Origin of the sequence: Streptantibioticus silvisoli, assembly GCF_027947535.2 — a bacterium.
In the GTDB taxonomy this organism is placed as follows: domain Bacteria; phylum Actinomycetota; class Actinomycetes; order Streptomycetales; family Streptomycetaceae; genus Streptantibioticus_C; species Streptantibioticus_C silvisoli.
Window position 1 is genome coordinate 46,996 of sequence record NZ_JAAGKO020000010.1, and the last position, 21,276, is coordinate 68,271.

The window sequence follows — 21,276 nt, forward strand, 5'->3', positions numbered from 1 at the left end:
CGCCCGCCGGCCACCGCGATACGCGGTGGCCGGCGGGCGTTTCGGTGTGCCGATCGAGACGGGTGAGGACGGGCGGGGCCGGGCGGCCGGGCGGTGACAGGACGGCGCCGTGGCGGGGTCCGCTCCGCCACGGCGCCGGGTCCTGCGGTGCCGCCGGTCAGTTCCCGATGGTGGTGGCCAGCCAGTCGGCGGTGGCCGCGGCGGTGCCGCGGGCGTAGGCCTCCATCATCGTGAAGTGGTTGCCGGTCACGTCGATCACGGTGTTCGCCCGCTCCCAGGCCGCCTGCCACTCCTCGGGCTCCAGCACCCCGATGATGTCGGCCGACAGCGGCGGCTCGGAGGAGCGCACCAGCAGCACCGGGCACGACAGCTCGCCCGGTTCCCACTCGCCGATCATGCTGACGTACCAGCTCATGGCGGTCAGCCGGGCCGAGTCCATGTGCGCGAACATCGACTCCCGGTCGAACATCCCGCCGATCATCTCCTGGGAGAACCGCAGGAACGGGGAGTCGGCCCGCGGCATGTAGGTGTCCAGCAGGACCACCGCGGCCGGCGGCCGGCCCGCCTTCTGCAGGTGGCAGGCGGTCGCGAGGGCCAGGATGCCTCCGGAGGAGGAACCCAGCAGGACCACGGGCTCGTCCCCCACGCACCGGGCCACCGACTCCGCCTGGAGTTCGGCGACCGCGTCGAGCGACTCGGGCAGCATCTGCCCGGCGCCGAAGCCCTGGGTGGGCATCGCCCACACGTCGCGCTCACCGCGGAAGGCGGAGGCGAACCGCGCGTACTGGTGAACGCCGGCCAGCGCCACGTAGGAGCTGAAGCACACCAGCGGGGCGACCCCGGCGGCGCCGGTGGTCAGCCGGATCGCCTCGGGGACGACGGGCAGTTCACCGGGGCTGCTGAACCGCGGCCGCAGTTCGGCCGCCGCCTGCAGCAGGGTGAAGCCCTCGTCGACCTTGCCCGACTCGCACGCCTGCTTGAACAGGGCGCCCAGGGTGTCCTCGCCGCCGGAGCTGCTGGCCGGCACCCCCGCCTGCGCGCCGGCCGCGGCCGGGCCGGCCAGCAGCAGCTGGTCGACGTGGCCGGCCAGCGCGTGGGCGTCGGGGTAGTCGAACAGCACCGTCGGCGGCAGTTGCAGCCCGGTGACCGTGGCGAGCTGGTTGCGCAGTTCGACCGCGGTCAGCGAGTCGAAGCCCTGCTCGGTGAAGAGCCGGTCGGGCTCGACCGCGTCCGGCGAGGCGTGGCCCAGCACGGCGGCGGCCCGCTCGCGCACCAGGCCGACCAGCGTCTCGCGCCGCTTGTCCTGGTCCAGGCCGGCCAGCAGGGCCGGCAGGCCGCCCGCCGGGGCGAGCGCCCCGGCCGCGGCGCGGCGCGGGGCCGCGGCGGACGGGCGCAGCAGCGCGTCGATGGCGTGCCGCCCGGGCGCGGTGCCCATGGCGACCAGGGCCGACCGGTCGGCGACGGCGAGCGCCGCGTCGAACAGGTCGAGTCCCTCCTCGGCCGACAGCGGGCGCATACCGCCGCGGGCCATCCGGCGCCGGTCGGTCTCGCCCAGTTTGCCGGTCATCGCGCCGCCGACGTCCCACGAACCCCACGCCAGGGAGGTCGCGGGCAGGCCGAGGCCGCGGCGCCTGGCGGCCAGGCCGTCGAGGAAGGCGTTGGCCGCGGCGTAGTTGGCCTGTCCCGGGGAGCCGAAGGAGCCGGCCACCGAGGAGAACAGGACGAACGCCGCCAGCGGCAGTCGCGCCGTCAGCTCGTGCAGCAGCCACGCCGCGTCGGCCTTGGGCCGCAGCACGCGGTCGAAGCGGGCGGCGTCCAGCGAGGTCACGGTGCCGTCGTCCAGGACGCCGGCGGCGTGCACGACCGCGCCGAGCGGGTGGTCGGCCGGTACCCGGGCCAGCAGCTGTTCGACGGCCGCGCGGTCGCCGACGTCGCAGGAGACCAGGTCCACCCGGGCCCCGGCGGCGGTCAGTTCGGCGACCAGGTCGGCGGCGCCGGGGGCGTCGGGCCCGCTGCGGCTGGTGAGCAGCAGGCTGCGCACCCGGTGGGCGTCGACCAGGCGCCGGGCGACGAGCCGGCCCAGCGCGCCGGTCGCGCCGGTGACCAGCACCGTCGCGCCGTCGGGCAGTGCCGGGGCGGGTTCGCCGGCCTCGGTGCGGGCCAGTCCCGGCAGCAGCAGGCGGCCGTCGCGGACCGCGGACTGCGGGTGCGCGGCGGCGACCGCGGCCAGCAGTCCCTGGTCGGAGGTCTCGGCGGCGTCGAGGTCGATGATCTGGAAGCGGTCGGGGTTCTCGGTCTGGGCGGCGCGGATCATGCCCCACAGCGCGGCGGAGGCCAGGTCCGCGACGTCCTCGTCGGGGACCGTGGCGATGGCCCGGCGGGTGACGAAGACCAGCCGCGAGCCGCTGAAGCGCTCGTCCTGGAGCCAGCCGCGGCAGATGTCGTGGCTGGCGGCCAGCAGGCCGCGCACGGCCCGCGGTACGGCCGAGCCGTCGCCGTCGCGCGCCTCGGGGGCGACCAGGACGACGTCGGGCATGGTCATGGCGGTGTCGACGGCCTTGCCCAGCGACTCCAGGTCGGCGTACGTCTCCAGGTGCACACCGGCCGCGTCCAGCGCGCCGGCCACCCGGTCGTCGCCCTCGCCCAGCACGATCCAGCGGACCGACTCCGGGGCGGGCACCGCGGTCGCGGCGGTCAGGGCGCGCCACTCCAGGTGGAGCAGGCTCTGCCCGGCCGCGGCCGCGCGGTCCGGCATCTGGTCGGCGGAGACCGCGCGCAGGGTCAGCGCGTCGGCGTAGGCGACCGGGGCGCCCTCGGGGTCGGTGACGAGCACGGAGAACCCGTTGGGGTGGCCGGCCGGGGCCAGGCGGACCCGCAGGTCGGTGGCGCCCCGGGCGTACAGCGACAGGCCGTTCCACGCGAACGGGAGCATCGCCTCACCGGCCGGCTCCGCCTGCTGTCCGGCATCGGTGTCGGCGCCGGTGTCGGCGCCGGCGTTGACCAGCAGCGACTGGACGGCGGCGTCGAGCAGCGCGGGGTGCAGGGTGAAGCGGTCGGCCTCGGCGCGGTCGGGTTCGGGCAGGGCGACCTCGGCGAACAGTTCCTCGCCGCGCCGCCAGACGGTCCGCAGGCCCTGGAAGGCCGGGCCGTAGTCGAACCCGGCGGCGGCGAACAGCTCGTAGTGCGCGCCGTCGGTGACCTGCTGGGCGCCGGGCGGCGGCCATTCGGTCAGCCGCTCGGGCAGGGTGTCCGGCTGCGGGGCGAGGGTGCCCTGGGCGTGCCGTTCCCATGCGGCGTCGTCGTTCTCGGCCCGCGAGTGCACCGCGAAGGCGCGGCGGCCGTTGTCGTCGGCCGCTTCGACGACGAGCTGGATCTGCACGCCGCCGTCCTCGGGCAGCACCAGCGGGGTCTGGAGGGTGAGTTCGGCCAGGTGGCCGCAGCCGGCGCGGTCACCGGCGTGCACGGCCAGGTCGAGGTAACCGGTGGCGGGCAGGATGACCCGGCCCAGTACGGCGTGGTCGGCGAGCCAGGGGTGGGTGTGCACCGACAGCCGTCCGGTGTAGACGACGCTGTCGGACCCGGCGGGGCTCAGCGCCGCGCCGAGGAAGGGATGGCCGACGCGGTCGATGCCGACCGCTTCGAGGTCGCCGGCCCACGTCGCGCCCCGCAGCCAGTAGCGGTCGTGCTGGAAGGCGTAGGTGGGCAGCTCGACCTGCCGGGCGCCGGCGAACAGGATGCGCCAGTCGGGCGACAGGCCGTGCGTGTGCAGGGCGCCGACGGCGGTCAGCAGGCTGCGGACCTCCGGGGCGTCCTTGCGCAGGGCCGGCACCACCAGCGCCTCGTCGGCGTCGAGGCAGCCGCGGGCCATGGCGGTCAGCGTGGCGTCCGGTCCGGTCTCCAGCAGGCGGGTGACCCGCAGCTCGCGCAGGGTGCGCACCGCGTCGTGGAACCGCACGGTCGCCCGCACGTGGCCCACCCAGTACTCGGGGTCGGTCAGTTCCGCGGCGGTGGCCGCCCGGCCGGTGACGGAGGAGACGATGCCCAGCCGGGGCGGGGCGTAGCTCAGGCCGGCGGCGACCGCGCGGAACTCGTCGAGCATGGGTTCCATCAGCGGGGAGTGGAAGGCGTGGCTGACCCGCAGCCGGCTGGTCCGGCGCCCCAGGGCCTCGAAGTGGGCCGCGACGCGCAGGGCGGCCTGCTCGTCGCCGGAGACGACGGTCGCGGCGGGGCCGTTGAGCGCGGCGATGTCCACCGTGCCGTTCTCGGGCTCCAGCAGCGGGCGGACCTCGTCCTCGGAGGCCTGGACGGCGACCATGGCGCCGCCGGACGGCAGGGCCTGCATCAGGCGGCCGCGGGCGGCGACCAGCGCGCAGGCGTCGTCCAGCGACAGCACGCCGGCGACGTGGGCGGCGGCGATCTCGCCGACGGAGTGGCCGGCCAGGTGGTCGGCGGTCACCCCCCACGACTCCAGGAGCCGGAAGAGGGCGACCTCGACCGCGAACAGCGCGGGCTGCGCGAACGCGGTGCGCTCCAGGGCGGCGGCGTCGGTGCCGAAGACCGTCTCGCGCAGTCCGTCGATGCGGGCGCAGACCGCGTCGAAGGTTTCGGCGTAGACCGGGAACGCCTCGTGCAGCGCGCGTCCCATGCCCAGCCGCTGGGCGCCCTGGCCGGTGAACAGGAAGGCGGTCCTGCCGCCCGTCCTGGCGGAGCCGACCGGGGTCTCGCGGGTGGGGTTGCCGTCGGCCAGGGTCCGCAGGCCGTCCATCAGGGCCACCCGGTCCTCGCCGAGCACGACGGCGCGGTGGTCCTGCAGGGAGCGGCCGGTGGCCAGCGTCAGGCCCACGTCGCGCGGGTCGAGCGCCGGCCGGTCGGTGAGGTGGTCCAGCAGGCGGCGGGCCTGGTCGCGCAGGGCCTGCGGGGTGCGGCCCGACAGCGGCCACGCCACGGTGCCTGCGGCCGCCGGCCGCGGTGAGGGGGCAGAGTCGGCGGGGGTTTCGGGAGCGGCCTCGGCGGGCGGCTCCTCCAGGATGAGGTGGGCGTTGGTGCCGCTGATGCCGAACGAGGAGACCGCGGCCCGTCGGGGGCGGTCCTCGCGCTGCGGCCAGGCGGAGTTCTCCGTCATCAGGCGCACCTGGCCGGCGTCCCAGTCGACGTGCGTGGAGGGGGCGTCGACGTGCAGGGTCCTGGGCAGCAGGCCGTGCCGCATCGCCAGCAGGATCTTCATGACGCCGGCCACACCGGCGCCGGCCTGCGTGTGGCCGATGTTGGACTTCACCGAGCCGAGCAGCAGCGGCTGGTCCTGCGGCCGGTCCTGGCCGTAGGTGGCCAGCACCGCCTGCGCCTCGATGGGGTCGCCCAGCGTGGTGCCGGTGCCGTGGCCCTCGACGACGTCGACGTCCGCGGCCGCCAGGCCGGAGTTGGCCAGCGCCTGCCGGATGACCCGCTGCTGCGCGGGGCCGTTGGGGGCGCTCAGGCCGTTGGAGGCGCCGTCCTGGTTGACGGCGGAGCCGGCGATGACCGCGAGGACCGGGTGGCCGTTGCGGCGGGCGTCGGACAGCCGCTCCACCAGGAGCATGCCGCCGCCCTCGGAGAAGCCGGTGCCGTCGGCGGCGTCCGCGTAGGACTTGCAGCGGCCGTCGGCGGCCAGGCCGCGCTGCCGGCTGAAGTCCACGAACAGGCCGGGGGTGGACATGACGGTCAGGCCGCCGGCCAGCGCCAGGTCGCACTCCCCCAGCCGCAGCGACTGGGCCGCCAGGTGCAGGGCGACCAGCGAGGAGGAGCAGGCGGTGTCCACCGTGACGGCGGGGCCTTCGAGGCCGAAGGTGTAGGACAGCCGGCCCGACATCACGCTGGCGGAGTTGCCGGTGCCCAGGTGCGCGGTGGCGTCCTCCTGGCCGGGGGCCAGCGCGCGGGAGGAGTAGTCCTGGTAGTTGGTGCCGGCGAAGACGCCGGTGCGGCTGCCGCGCAGCAGCGCCGGGTCGATGCCGGCCCGTTCGAACGCCTCCCAGGAGATCTCCAGCAGCAGCCGCTGCTGGGGGTCCATCGCGGTCGCCTCACGCGGCGAGATCCCGAAGAAGCCGGGGTCGAAGTCGGCGACGCCGTCGAGGAAGCCGCCTTCGCGGGTGGAGGTCTTGCCGGGCAGACCCGGTTCGGGGTCGTAGAGGGCGTCGAGGTCCCACTCGCGGTCGGCGGGGAACGGGCCCATCGCGTCGGCGCCGTCGTTCAGCAGCCGCCACAGGCCCTCGGGGGAGTCGATCCCGGCGGGGAAGCGGCAGCCCATGGCCACGATGGCGACCGGTTCGTCGTCGCGGCGCACGCTCACCACGGCGGGCGCGGCGGCGGTCGGCGTGCCGGCCGGGGCCAGGGTGGTGCGCAGGTGGTCGGCGAGGGCGAGGGGGGTGGGGTAGTCGTAGACGATGGTGGCGGGCAGCCGCAGGCCGGTGGCCTCGCCGAGGGTGTTGCGCAGCTCGACGGCGGTCAGCGAGTCGAAGCCCAGTTCGCGGAAGGCGCGGGTCGGCTCGACGTCGTCGGGGCTGGGGTGGTTGAGCACGTAGGCGATGTGCCCGCGCACCAGGTCGATCGCCGCCTGGCGCCGGTCGCCCTCGGCGAGCGCGGCGAACCGCTGCGCCAGGGTGGTCTCGTCGCGGGGCCGCTCGGCGTCGTCGCGGCGGGCTTCCAGCAGCCCGCGCAGCTCGGGCAGGTCGGCGTACAGGCGGCGGGGGCGGCCCTTGACCAGTTCGGGGCCGAAGACCTCCCAGTCGATGTCGGAGACGACCAGGGCGGGGTCGTCGTGGTCCAGGGCGCGCTGGAGGGCGTCCACGGCCGTGTCGGGGTCCATCAGGCGCACCCCGTGCCGTTCCAGCCGCTCACCGACGTTGCCGGTGGCCATGCCGCCGTCGGCCCAGCCGCTCCAGGCGATGGCGGTGGCCGGCAGGCCGCGGGAGCGGCGCACCTCGGCCAGCGCGTCCAGGAAGGCGTTGCCGGGCGCGTAGTTGCCGTGGCCGGGGCTGCCGAAGGTGCCGGAGGAGGAGGAGAACATCACGAACGCCGACAGGTCCAGGCCGGCGGTGGCCGCTTCGAGGTTGAGCGCGCCGCCGACCTTGACCCGCAGCACCTGGGCGAGGCGTTCGGGGCTCAGGGAGGTGATGACGCCGTCGTCGAGGACGGCGGCGGTGTGGAAGACCGCGGTGAGCGGGCGGTCGGCGGGGATCGCGGCGACCAGGGCGGTGAGCGCGGCGGGGTCGGCGATGTCGCAGGCGGCCAGTTCCACCCGGGCGCCCAGGGCGGTCAGTTCGGCGCTCAGCTCGCCGGCGCCCGGCGCGTCGGCGCCGGACCTGCTGACCAGCAGCAGGTGGGGGGCGCCGGCCCGGGCGAGCCACCGGGCGACGTGCCGGCCCAGTGCGCCGGTGCCGCCGGTGACCAGCACCGTGCCGGTCGGGGTCCACACCGGGTCGGCGGACAGGTCGCCGGTCGCGGCGCGCTTCAGGCGCCGGCCCAGGACTCCGTTGGGGCGGATGGCGACCTGGTCCTCGTGGTCGCCGCGGGCCAGTACCGCCACCAGGCGGTCGGCGGCGGTGTCGTCCACCGTCTGCGGCAGGTCGGCCAGGCCGCCCCAGCGGTCGGCCTGTTCGAGGGCGACGACCCGGCCGAAGCCCCAGACGAGGGACTGCCAGGGGGCGTCGACCCCGGCGTCGGGCTGGACGGCCACCGCGCCGCGGGTGGTGAACCACACCGGGAGCTGTGCCGTCAGGTCGTCGAGGGCCTGGACCAGGGTCACCGTGGCGGCGAAGCCGCGTGGCAGGCCGGCGAGGGTGGTGTGCGGCGCGTCGTCCAGGGCGAGCAGCGAGATCACACCGCGGGCGTTGTCGTGCGCGCCGGCCAGCGCGGTGGCGAAGGCCGCGCGGTCGCCCTCGGGGTCCAGGGCGACGGTGACGGCCGAGGCGCCGGCCCGGGCGAGCGCGCCGAGCAGCGCGGTCGTGGCGGGGTCGCTCTCGTGGCTGCGCGGGACGACGACCAGCCAGGTGCCGGCGGCCGAGGGGGCCGGGCGTTCGTCGTCGAGCGGGCGCCAGACGATGCGGTAGCGCCAGGCGTCGGCGGCCGCGGTACGCGCGGCGCGGCGGCGGTACTGGGTGAGGGCGGGGAGCAGCTGCGACAGGGCGGCCTCCTCCACGCCCAGCGCGGCGGCCAGCGTCCCGCTGTCCTCGCCCTCGACGGCCTGCCAGAACCCGGCGTCCGAGGAGCCGGCGGTGGCCGCCGCCGCGGTCGGCAGGGTGAACTCCGGCCAGTAGCGGCGCCGTTGGAAGGCGTAGACGGGCAGGTCGACGCGGCTGCCGCCGGCGTGCAGGGCCGCGGGCCAGTCGACGGGCACCCCGCGCACGGACAGCTCGCCGAGGGAGAGCAGGAAGCGCGCGGCTCCCCCGTTGTCCCTGCGCAGCGTGCCGACGACGGCCGCGTCGGTGACGTCGAGGGTGTCGAGGGTGTCGCGGATCGGGGCGGTCAGCACCGGGTGCGGGCCGACCTCGACGAAGGCGCGGTGTCCGGCGGCGCTCAGGGCGCGCACGGTTTCCTCCAGGCGCACCGGCCGGCGGGCGTTGTCGTACCAGTAGCCGGCGTCCAGCCCGGTGGTCTCCAGCGGGCCGGCGGTCACGGTGGAGAAGAACGGCACGTCGCCGGCGCGCGGGCGCACCGGGGCGAATCCGGCCATCAGCTCGTCGCGGACCTGTTCGACGTGGGCGCCGTGCGAGGCGAACGCGATGGCCACCCGGCGGGCCCTGACGCCTTCGCCGGTCAGCTGCTCCAGCAGCTCGGCGAGGTCGTCGGCGTCGCCCGAGACCACGACGGAGCGCGGGCCGTTGACGCCGCCGACCGACAGCCGGCCGGCGTGGCGCTCCAGCCGGGCCTCGACCTCGGCGAGCGGCAGGGGTACGGAGATCATGCCGCCGCGGCCGGCCAGCGGGGCCAGGGCCAGGCCGCGGGCGACGACGAGGCGTGCGGCGTCCTCCAGGGTGAGGGCGCCCGCCACGTGGGCGGCGGCGATCTCGCCCTGGCTGGACCCGACGACGGCCGAGGGGCGCAGGCCGCAGGACTGCCACAGCCGGGCCAGCGCGACGCACACGACGAACAGCACGGGCTGGACGACGTCGAGGCGCTCCAGCGGCGGTGCGCCGGGCGTGCGGTTGAGGACGTCGAGCACCGACCAGTCGGTGTGCGCCTCGACGGCGGCGGCGACCTGGGTGAAGTGCTCGCGGAAGCCGGCGTCGTCGGCGAGCAGGCCGGTGGCCATGCCTTCCCACTGCGGGCCGTGCCCGGGGAAGACGAAGACGGTTCCGCCGTCGAGGTCGGCCGCGCCCTGGACCACCTCGGGCCTGCGCTCGCCGGCGGCGAGACCGTCGAGGCCGGTGAGCAGTTCGGCGCGGTCGCGGGCGACGACGACGGCCCGGTGCTCCAGCGCGGGCCGGGTGGCCGCCAGGGACCAGGCGAGGTCCTCGGGGCGCTGGGCCGCTCCGGCGCCGGTGCGCAGGTGCTCGCCGAGCCGTTCGGCCTGGGCGCGCAGGGCGGCGGGGGTGCGGCCGGAGACGGTGAACGCCAGCGGTGTGCCGGTGGTGTCCGGGCGCGGTGCCGCGTCGGCCGGGGCGGCCGGCGCGGGGGGCTGTTCGATGATGACGTGGGCGTTGGTGCCGCTGACGCCGAAGGAGGAGACGCCGGCCCGGCGCGGGCGGTCGACCGCCGGCCAGGAACGTTCCTCGGACAGCAGTTCGACCTGACCCTGCGTCCAGTCGACGTGGCTGGTGGGACCGTCGACGTGCAGGGTGCGCGGCAGGAGTCCCTCGCGGATGGCCAGCACCATCTTGATGACGCCGACGACACCGGCGGCGGCCTGGGTGTGGCCGACGTTGGACTTCACCGAGCCCAGCCACAGCGGGCGGTCCGCGGGCCGGTCCTGGCCGTAGGTGGCCAGCAGCGCCTGCGCCTCGATCGGGTCGCCGAGCTTGGTGCCGGTGCCGTGCGCCTCGACCGCGTCGACGTCGGCGGCGGACAGGCCGGCGCTCTTGAGGGCCTCCCAGATGACGCGCTGCTGGGCGGGACCGCTGGGCGCGGTCAGGCCGTTGCTGGCGCCGTCCTGGTTGATCGCGCTGCCGGACAGCACGGCCAGCACCGGGTGCCCGTTGCGGCGCGCGTCGGACAGCCGCTCGACGACCAGGACGCCGGCGCCCTCGCCCCAGGCGGTGCCGTCGGCCGCGTCGGCGAACGCCTTGCAGCGGCCGTCGGGGGCCAGGCCGCGCTGGCGGCTGAACTCCAGGAAGACGGTGGGGGTGGACATGACGGTGACGCCGCCGGCGAGCGCGAGGTCGCACTCGCCGGCGCGCAGCGCCTGGGCCGCCAGGTGCAGGGCGACCAGCGAGGAGGAGCAGGCGGTGTCGACCGAGACCGCCGGGCCCTCCAGGCCGAGGGCGTAGGAGATCCGCCCGGACACCACGCTGGAGGCGTTGCCGACCCCGTCCTCCGCGTTCGACGACAGGCTCAGCAGCGTCGAGTAGTCCTGGAGGTTGGTGCCGGCGAACACCCCGGTGCGGCTGCCGCGCAGGGCGAGCGGGTCGATGCCCGCCCGCTCCAGCGCCTCCCAGCAGATCTCCAGCAGCAGCCGCTGCTGGGGGTCGGTGCCGACCGCCTCACGGGGGGAGATCCCGAAGAAGCCGGCGTCGAAGTCGGCCACCCGGTCCAGGAAGCCGCCGGTACGGGTGTAGCACTTGCCCGGGACCCCGGGGCGCGGGTCGTACAGCGCCTCGGAGTCCCAGCCGCGGTCGTGCGGCCACTGCGTCATCGCGTCCTGGCCGGACCGCAGCAGGCGCCACAGGTCCTCCGGGTCGCTGACGCCGCCGGGGAAGCGGCAGCCCATGGCGACGAGCGCGATCGGTTCGCGCCCCCTGGCCTCCACCTCCCGCAGCCGCTGCCGCGTCTGGTGGAGATCGGCGGTGACCTTCTTCAGGTAACCGAGGATCTTTTCCTCATCGCTCATGCGTGTTCACCCGTATCCCGCTCCCCAGTCCCGTAGCCCACGCGCTCAGGAGATCCCGAGGTCGTTCTCGATGAAGTCGAAGATCTCCTGCGCCGCGGCGGAGTTGATGCGTTCGCTGACGTCTTCCGTCCCGGTGGTGCCGTCGGGGTCCGCCGCGGCGGCGGATCCGTTCCACTTGGCGAGCAGTGCCTGCAGCCGTACGCCGATCCTGGCCCGCTGCGGGTCGTCCCCGGCCAGTGCGCCCAGCGACTCCTCCATGCGGTCGAGTTCGCCGAGCACCTGGCTCGATCCGGCCGATCCGCCGGTGAGCCGCACCCGCAGGTCACCGGCGAGCGCGGCGGCGCTGGGCTGGTCGAACAGCAAGGTGGCGGGCAGTTGCAGGCCGGTGGCCAGGCCGAGCCGGTTGCGCAGCTCGACGGCCATGAGCGAGTCGAACCCGAGGGCGTTGAACGCCTTGGCCGCCTCGACCTTGTCCACCGACGCGTGGCCGAGGACCCCGGCGACGTGGCCGCGCACGAGCTGGACGAGGATCCGCTCCTGCTCGGCGACCGCGTGCCCGGCCAGCTGGGCGCGCAGCCGCTCGCCGGCGTCCGCGTCGTCCTGGGCGACGGTGGCGGTGGCGCGCAGGGCGCGCACCTCCGGCAGGTCGGCCAGCAGGGGGCTGGGCCGCACCGAGGTGAAGGACGGCGCGAACCGGGCCCAGTCGACGTCGGCGACGGTCAGCACGCTCTCGCCGCGGGCCACCGCCCGTCCGACCGCCTCCGGGGCCAGCCGCGGGTCCAGCGGCATCATCCCGCTGCGCCGCATGCGCTGCTCGACGTCGGCGTTCTCCACCGCCATGCCGCCGCCGGCCCACGGTCCCCAGGCCAGCGAGGTGGCCGGCAGTCCCGCCGACCGGCGCTGCTGGGCGAGGGCGTCGAGGTAGGAGTTGGCGGCGGCGTAGTTGGCCTGGCCGACCGAGCCGATGGTGCCGGCCACCGAGGAGAACAGCGCGAACGCGCGGACCGGGTGGTCGAGCGTGAGCTCGTGCAGGTTGCGGGCGGCCGCCAGCTTGGGCCGCAGCACCATCTCCAGGCTCTCCGGGGTGAGGCTGTCGATCAGCCGGTCGTCCAGCACGCCCGCGGTGTGCATCACGGCGTCGACCCGGTGTTCGGCCAGCAGCCGGGCGAGGGCCTCGCGGTCCGCGACGTCGCAGGCGGCGAAGACCAGCTCGGTGCCGGACTCCCCCAGCTCGGCGCGCAGCGCGTCGGCCGTGTCGGCGGTCGCGCCGGAGCGGCTGACGACCAGCAGGCGCTGGGCGCCGTTGCGGGCCAGCCAGCCGGCCATCCGGACGCCGAGCGCGCCGGTTCCGCCGGTCAGCAGCACGGTCCCGGACCACTGCGACTGGTCGCCGGCCGGGGCCGGGCGGTCGACCCGCACCAGGCGGCGCAGGAAGACGCCGGAGCCGCGTACCGCGACCTGGTCCTCACCGTCGCGGGCGTCCAGCACGGCGCACAGCCGGCCGGCGAGCTGCTCGGGGACGGTGGTGTCGGTGCCGCCGGGCAGGTCGACCAGACCGCCCCACGCCTGCGGGTACTCCAGGGCCGCGGCCCGGCCCATGCCCCACACGGCGGCCTGCACCGGTGCAACCAGCGGGTCCTGATCGTGCACGGCCACCGCGCCCGCGGTCACGCACCACAACGGCGCGGTCGCGCCGGTGTCGGTGAGGGCCTGGAGCAGGGCGACGGTGGCGGACAGGCCCCTGGGGGTCGACGGCAGGTCCGGGTGCGGGCGCTCGTCGACGGCCAGCAGCGACAGCACGCGGTCGGCGTCGGGGTGGTTGGCCAGCAGGTCGGCGAGCGACTTGCGGTCGGCGTGGGCGCAGTCGACCGGCAGCGGTACGACCCGCGCGCCGTGCCCGGTGAGGGCGTCGGCGACCGAGGCGGCCCACGAGCCGTCGGCCCGGTCGGCGGGGACGGCCAGCAGCCAGGTGCCGGTCAGGGACGCCGCCGCGGTGTCCGCGGCCGGCTTCCACACGATCCGGTGCTCCCAGCCCTCCGCCGCGGAGCGCTCCTGCCGGTCGCGCCGCCAGGAGGCCAGCGCGGGCAGCACGTCACGCAGCGGCGCGTCGGCGGACAGGTCCAGCCGCGCCGTCAGGTCGTCGAGGTCGATCCGCTCGACCGCCTCCCAGAACTGCCGGTCGGCCGGGTCCACCGCGGTGGCGGGGGCCGCGGACGACTCCAGCCAGTACCGCTCGCGCTGGAAGGCGTACGGCGGCAGGTCCACCCGGCGGGCGTCGTCGCCGTACAGGGTCTTCAGGTCGACGCCGCAGCCACGGGCGTACAGCCGGCCGGCCGTCAGCAGCGCGGTGTGCCGCTCGGGCCGGTCGCGGCGCAGCAGCGGCACCGCGAGCGCCTCGGCGGGGGCGGTCAGGCTTTCGAGCGCCATGGCGGTCAGCGTGCTGTCGGGGCCCAGTTCCACGAAGGTGCGGGCGCCCTCGTCCTCCAGGGTGCGGACGACGTCGAGGAAGCGCACGGCGTGCCGGACGTGGCGCACCCAGTAGCCGGGTGAGCAGAACTCCTCGTCCTCGACGCGGCGGCCGGTCAGGTCGGACACGACAGGGATCGCCGGCGGGGCGAACCGCACGCCCGCCGCGATCTGCTCGAAGTCCTCCAGCATCGCGTCCATACGTGCTGAGTGAAACGCATGGCTGACCCGCAAACGCCTAGTCTTTCGATCCTGTGCGGCGAAGTGGTCGGCGATCCGGGCCACTTCCTCCTCGTCGCCGGACACCACGACGGCCGTGGGGCCGTTGATCGCGGCGACGGCGGCCCGGTCGGCGTCGAGGACCGCCAGGACCTCTGCCTCGGTGGCCTGGACGGCGGCCATGGCACCGCCGGAGGGCAGGTCCCGCATCAGCCGGCCGCGGGCGGCGACCAGGGCGCAGGCGTCCTGGAGGGTGAGGGTGCCGGCGGCGTGCGCGGCGGTCAGTTCGCCGATGGAGTGGCCGGCGAGCAGGTCGGCCCGGGCACCCCAGGAGCGCACGAGCGCGTACATGGCCGTGCCGAGGGCGAACAGCGACGCCTGCGTGTAGTCGGTGCGGTCCAGCAGCGCGGACTGCTGGGTCCCCTCGGCGGCGAAGACGGTCTCGCGCAGCGCCGGTCCGTCGAGGTGGCGGTCGAGTTCGGCGCACACCTCGTCGAACGCGCGGGCGTAGACGGGGTAGGCGTCGTACAGCTCCTGCCCCATGCCCGGGCGCTGGGAGCCCTGGCCGCTGAACAGGAACGCGGTGGCGCCCGCGGTGCCGACGGCGCCGGTCACCGCGTGCGCGGCGGTGTCGTGGCCGTCGGCGACGGCGGCCAGCCCGGTGAGCAGCTCCTCGTGGTCGGCGGCCACCACCACGGCGCGGTGGTCCAGCGGGTGGCGGGTGGCGGCCAGCGCGTGCCCGAGGTCGCGCAACTGCTCCTCGGGGCGGGCCCGCACGTGGGCCCGCAGCCGCTTGGCCTGGTCGCGCAGCGCCTCCGGGGTGTGTCCGGAGACGGTCAGGGCGTAGGGCCCCGGGGCGGCGTCCGGGCGGGCCGCCAGGGCGCGCGCGGCGGCCGGTTCCTCCAGGATGACGTGGGCGTTGCTGCCGCTGATGCCGAACGACGACACGCCCGCCCGGCGCGGCCGGGGGCCGCCCGCCGGCCAGGGGTGGGCCTCGGTGAGCAGGTGCAGGGCGCCGCTGGACCAGTCGATGTGCGGGGACGGCTCGTCCACGTGCAGGGTCTGCGGCAGTTCGCCGTGCCGCATGGCCATGATCATCTTGATGACGCCGGCGGCACCGGCGGCGGCCTGGGTGTGGCCGAAGTTGGACTTGGCCGACCCCAGCAGCAGCGGCCGCTGCGGGTCGCGGTCGCGGCCGTAGGTGGCCAGCAGGGCCTGGGCCTCGATCGGGTCGCCGAGCGAGGTGCCGGTGCCGTGCGCCTCGACGGCGTCGACGTCGGCCGGGGACAGCCCGGCGGCGGTCAGGGCCTGCCGGATGACGTGCTGCTGCGAACGGCCGTTGGGGGCGGTCAGCCCGTTGCTGGCGCCGTCCTGGTTGGTGGCCGAACCGCGGACGACGGCCAGCACCGGGTGGCCCAGCCGCTCGGCGTCGGACAGCCGCTCCAGCAGCAGGACGCCGACGCCCTCGGAGAAGCTGGTGCCGTCGGCGGAGGCGGCGAACGCCTTGCAGCGTCCGTCGGCCGCCAGACCGTTCTGCGCGGTGAACTCGGTGTAGGTGCCGGGAGTGGCCATCACAGTCACACCGCCGGCCAGCGCCATGGTGCACTCGCCCTTGCGCAGCGCGTGCGCCGCCAGGTGCAGGGCGACCAGCGCGGAGGAGCAGGCGGTGTCGATGGTCATGGCCGGGCCTTCGAGACCGAAGGTGTAGGCCACGCGGCCGGAGATGACGCTGCCGGACACCCCGAGCCCGATGTAGCCCTCCATGCCCTCGGGGATGTCGGACAGCCCGGAGGCGTAGCCCGAGCCCATGGCGCCGACGTACACGCCGGTACGGGTGCCGCGCAGCGACAGCGGGTCGATGCCGGCGCGTTCGAAGACCTCCCAGGAGGTCTCCAGCAGCAGCCGCTGCTGGGGGTCCATCGCCAGCGCCTCACGCGGCGAGATGCCGAACAGCGCGGCGTCGAAGTGCGTGGCGCCGTACAGGAAGCCGGCCTGCAGGCCGGGCAGGTGGTCCAGGTCCCAGCCGCGGTCGGTGGGGAAGGCGGAGATCGCGTCGCCGCCCTCGCTGACGAAGCGCCACAGGTCCTCGGGGGAGTTGACGCCGCCGGGGTACTGGCAGGCCATGCCCACGATGACGACCGGGTCGTCCTCGGTGACGGCCGGGGAGGCGGTCGTCATGGCCTGCTCCACCGTGCCGGCGGCCTCGTCGCGCAGGAAGCGGGCCAGGGCGGTCGGGCGGGGGTGGTCGAAGACCAGCGTGGCGGGCAGCCGGATGCCGGTCTCGGCGCTGAGGCGGTTGCGCAGTTCGACGGAGGTCAGCGAGTCGAAGCCCAGGTCCTTGAAGGACTGGTCCGCGCCGACCGCCTGGGCGGAGGCGTAGCCCAGGGCCGTGGCGGCGTGCTTGCGCACCACGTCGAGCAGCGCGCGCTCCTGCTCGACCGGGTCCAGGCCGGCCAGCCGCCGGGCCAGGGCGGGGCCGCCGCCGTCGGCGGTGCCTTCCACGGTGCGCCGCACGGTGACCCGTACGAGGCCCTTGAACAGCGTGGGCAGCCGGCCGGCGGTGGCCGCCTTGCGCAGCGCGGCCAGGTCCAGGCGCAGCGGGGCGAGCAGCGGGTCGCCGGCGGCCAGGGCGGCGTCGAACAGCTCCAGGCCCTGCTCGCCGGACAGGGCGGGCAGCCCGGCCGCGGCGATGCGGGCCAGGTCGGCGTCGGTCAGGTTCCCGGCGATGCCGTCGGAGCCGGACCACAGGGTCCAGGCGAGCGAAGTGGCCGCCAGGCCGTTGGCACGCCGGTGCTGGGCCAGCGCGTCCAGGTAGGTGTTGGCCGCCGCGTAGTTGGCCTGTCCGGCGCCGCCCAGCAGGCCGGCTGCCGAGGAGAACAGCACGAACGCGGTCAGGTCCAGGTCGCGGGTCAGTTCGTGCAGGTTGGCCGCGGCGGTGGCCTTGGGCCGCATGACGGCGGTGACCCGTTCGGCGGTGAGTGCCTCGACGACGCCGTCGTCCAGGACGCCCGCGGTGTGCACGACGCCGCGCAGCGGGCGGTCCTGCGGGATGCCGGCGAGCAGCCGCGCGAGGTCGTCGCGGTCGGCGATGTCGCACGCCTCGACCAGGACGTCCGCGCCCAGGCCGGTCAGTTCGGCGGCCAGTTGCCCGGCGCCGGGCGCGGACGGTCCGCGCCGGGAGGCCAGTACCAGGCTGCGCACACCGTGCCGGGCGACGAGGTGCCGGGCCACCAGGGCGCCGAGCGCTCCGGTGCCGCCGGTGATCAGGACGGTGCCGTCCGGGTCCCAGGACCGCGCCGGGCCGTCGCCTTCGCCTTCGGCGGGGGTCTCGGCACGGGCCAGCCGCGGTGCCAGCACCCGGCCCTCGCGCACGGCGAGTTGCGGCTCGCCGGCCTCGGTGGCGGTGGCGACCGCGCGGGCGACGGCGGCGTACGAGGACGCCTCACCGTCGAGGTCGAGCAGGATCAGCCGGTCGGGGTTCTCGGCCTGGGCGGAGCGCACCAGGCCCCACACGGCGGCGTGGGCGAGGTCGGTCACGTCCTCGCTGTCGCCGGCCGCGACCGCGCGGTGGGTCACCACGACCAGGCGCGACGCCTGGGAGCGGTCGTCGGCCAGCCAGCCGCGCACCGCCTCCAGGGCGGCGACGGTGCCGGCCACCGGGTCGGTCTGCGGTGCCGGGCGCAACGGCAGCAGCACGACGGGGGCGTCGGCGGGCAGTCCCGTCACGTCCGCGGCGTGCCGCCAGTCGGCCGGCCAGGGGCTGTCGGCGGACTCGGCGGTACCGTGCAGGACGGCCCAGCCGTCGGTGGTGACGGCGGCGGGGTCGCCGGCCGCGGACCACCGCACCCGGTACAGCGCGCCGTCGGCGGGGGCGCCGGCCGCGCGCAGCCGGTCCGGGGCGACCTCACGCGAGACCAGCGAGCCGACGGTGGCCACCGGGTGGCCCTCGGCGTCGGCGATGTCCAGGGTGACCCCGGAGCCGCCCTGCCGGGCGAGCCGCACGCGCAGCGCGGGGGCGCCGACGGCGTGCAGGGAGACCCCGCTCCAGGCGAACGGCAGGCTCACCCCGGAGGAGGACCCCTCCCCCGCCGGGCCGACGAGCTGGGTGTGCAGGGCGGCGTCCAGCAGCGCGGGGTGCAGGCCGAAGCGGCCGGCCTCGGCGTGCCGTTCGGTGGGCAGCGCGATCTCGCCGTACCAGTGGTCGCCGTCGCGCCAGGCGGCCCGCAGGCCCTGGAAGGCGGGGCCGTACTGGTAGCCGGTGCGCGCCAGGCCGGCGTAGAACTCGCCCAGCTCGACGGCCTCGGCGCCGCGCGGCGGCCAGGCGGTCAGGTCGAAGCCGGGCTCGGCGGCGCCGGCGGCGAGCAGGCCGCCGGCGTGCCGGACCCATTCGCCGTCCTCGCCCTCGGTCCGCGAGTAGATGCCCAGCGGGCGGCGGCCGGAGCCGTCGAGGGCCCCGACGGCCAGCTGGATGTGCACCGCGCCGGTGGCCGGCAGGACGAGCGGCGCCTCCAGCGTCAGCTCGTCCAGCAGGTCGCAGCCGACCTCGTCGCCGGCCCGCAGGGCCAGTTCGACGAAGGCGGTGCCCGGCAGGAGGACCGCGTCGGAGACGACGTGGTCGGCCAGCCAGGAGTGCGAGGCGACCGACAGCCGGCCGGTCAGCAGCACCTGGTCGCCCTCGGCGACCCGCACCACGGCGCTCAGCAGCGGGTGGCCGGCCGTGCCGAGACCGGCCGCCGCCAGGTCGCCGATCGGGGCGGCGGCCATCTTCAGCCAGTAGCTGTCGCGCTGGAAGGCGTAGGTGGGCAGGTCGACACGGGTGGCGGGCCGCCCGCCGAGGACCGTCGGCCACTCCACCGCGGCACCGTGGACGAAGACCTGGCCGACCGCGGTGAGCAGGCAGGCGGCCTCGGGGCGGTCCTTGCGCAGGGCGGCCACCGTGACGCGTTCGACGCCGTCCTCGGGCAGGCACAGCTGGGCCATGGCGGTCAGGCTGGAGTCCGGTCCCAGTTCCAGGAAACGGGTCACGTTGTGCTCGGCCAGCCAGCCGAGGCCGTCGGCGAAACGCACCGCCTCCCGCAGGTGGCGCACCCAGTACTCGGGCGAGCACAGTTCCTCGGCGGTCGCGACCCGGCCGGTCACGTTGGACACCACGGCGATGCGCGGCGGGTGCGCGGTCACCTGGCGGGCGACGGCCCCGAACTCCTCCAGCGCGGCGTCCATGCGCGGCGAGTGGAAGGCGTGGCTGACCCGCAGCCGCTTGGTGCGGTGGCCCTGTTCGGCCAGGCCGGCGGCGATCTCCTCGACGGCGGCCTCGTCGCCGGACAGCACGACGGAACGGGGGCCGTTGACGGCGGCGAGCGCCACCTCGTGCCCGCGGGAGGCCAGCAGCGGGGCGACGTCCTGCTCGGACGCCTCGACGGCGACCATGGCGCCGCCGGCCGGCAGCGCCTGCATGAGCCGGCCGCGGGCGGCGACCAGCCGGCAGGCGTCCGCCAGCGACCAGACCCCGGCGACGTGGGCGGCGGTCAGCTCGCCCAGCGAGTGGCCCATGAGGTACTTGGGCTTGACGCCCCAGCGCTCCATCAGGCGGAACAGGGCCACCTCGACGGCGAACAGCGCCGGCTGGGTGAGGTCGGTGCGCTCCAGCCGCGCGGCGTCCGTACCGTCGAAGACCACTGCCTTGAGGGAGAGGCCCAGTTCGGCGTCGAGGTGTGCGCAGACCGCGTCGAACGCCTCGGCGAAGACCGGGAAGGCCTGGTACAGCTCACGTCCCATGCCCAGGCGCTGGGCGCCCTGGCCGGAGAAGAGGAAGGCGGTGGAACCGCGCAGCGCCCGGCCCAGCACGACGCCCGGTCCGGGCTCGCCGTCCTCGGCGCCGGCCAGCCGGGTCAGGCCGTCCAGCGCGGCGTCGCGGTCCGCGGCGAACACCACCGCGCGGTGCTCGAAGGTCTGCCGGGTGGTGGCCAGGGCCACGGCGACGTCCAGCGGGGAGACCTCGCCGCCCTCCTCGCGCGTCCAGTCGGCCAGCCGGCCGGCCTGGGCGGTCAGCGACGCCTGCGCGCGGGCCGAGACGATCCACGGCACGACGGGCAGCGCGACGGCGGCGGGCGCCGGTTCGGCGGGCTGGTCCGGCGCTTCGGCCCCTTCGGCCTCTTCGAGGGGCGCCTGCTCCAGCACGGTGTGCGCGTTGGTGCCGCTGATGCCGAACGAGGAGACGGCGGCGCGGCGCGGGTTGCCCGCGGTGTCCGGCCACGCGGTGGGCTCGGTCAGCAGCCGGACGTTGCCGGCCGACCAGTCGACGTGCGTCGACGGCTCGCTCACGTGCAGGGTGCGCGGCAGCCGGGCGTGCTGGAGCGCCATCACCATCTTGATGACGCCGGCGACGCCGGCCGCCGCCTGGGTGTGGCCCAGGTTGGACTTCAGCGAGCCCAGCAGCAGCGGCCGTTCCGCGTCGCGCTCGCGGCCGTAGGTGGCCAGCAGGGCCTGGGCCTCGATCGGGTCGCCGAGCGAGGTGCCGGTGCCGTGCGCGTCGACGGCGTCGATGTCGGCCGCGGTCAGCCCGGCGTTGGCCAGCGCCGCCTGGATCACGCGTTGCTGGGAGGGGCCGTTGGGGGCGGTCAGCCCGTTGGTGGCGCCGTCGGAGTTGATGGCGCTGCCGCGCACGACGGCGAGCACCGGGTGGCCGTTGCGGCGGGCGTCGGACAGCCGCTCGACCAGCACCAGGCCGACGCCCTCGGACCAGCCGGTGCCGTCGGCGTCGTCGGAGAACGCCTTGCAGCGGCCGTCCGGCGCCAGCCCGCGCTGCCGGCTGAACTCGAACAGCAGCCCGGGGGTGGCCATGACGGCGACGCCGCCGGCCATCGCCATGTCGCACTCGCCGGTGCGCAGGGCCTGCACGGCCCAGTGCAGCGCCACCAGCGAGGAGGAGCAGGCGGTGTCGACCGTGACCGTCGGGCCCTCGAGGCCCAGGACGTAGGAGATGCGGCCCGAGGCGACGGAGGTGGCGTTGCCCGCCAGCATCAGCCCGTGGACGTCCTCGGGGACCTCGGTGGGGCCGACGCCGTAGCCGGAGGTGGCCGCGCCGACGAACACGCCGGTGCGGCTGCCGCGCATGGTGGCCGGGCGGATGCCGGCCCGCTCGAAGATCTCCCAGGACGCCTGGAGCAGCAGCCGCTGCTGCGGGTCGGTGGCCAGCGCCTCACGGGGGCTCATCCCGAAGAACGCCGGGTCGAACTCGCTGGCGTCGTGCAGGAAGCCGCCCTCGCGGGCGTAGAAGGTGCCCGGCTTGTCGGGGTCGGGGTCGAAGCGGTCCTCGATGTCCCAGCCGCGGTCGCCCGGGAAGCGGCCGATGGCGTCGCCGTCCTGGTCGACGAAGCGCCACAGGTCCTCGGGAGAGCTGATCCCGCCCGGGAAGCGGCAGGACATCGCCACGATCGCGATGGGCTCCTGGTTCCTGGACTCGACCTCCCGGAGCTGACGGCGGGTCTGCCGCAGTTCTGCCGTCACCCGCTTGAGGTACTCAACGTACTTGTCGTCGTCAGCCACGAATGTCACATCCTTGAGCCGAGCCAAGA

Annotated in this window: 1 protein-coding gene and 1 pseudogene; both read right to left on the reverse strand. The window is 76.0% G+C overall.

The window, feature by feature from the left end:
- Positions 1-157: 157 nt before the first annotated feature.
- A pseudogene (locus POF43_RS09870) lies at positions 158-10,981 on the reverse strand (type I polyketide synthase); the annotation flags it as partial.
- An 81-nt stretch (positions 10,982-11,062) separates the two neighbouring features.
- Positions 11,063-21,256, reverse strand: a complete 10,194-nt coding sequence (locus POF43_RS09875) for a type I polyketide synthase (RefSeq protein WP_372515930.1) — start codon at positions 21,254-21,256, stop codon at positions 11,063-11,065.
- Positions 21,257-21,276 lie beyond the last annotated feature (20 nt).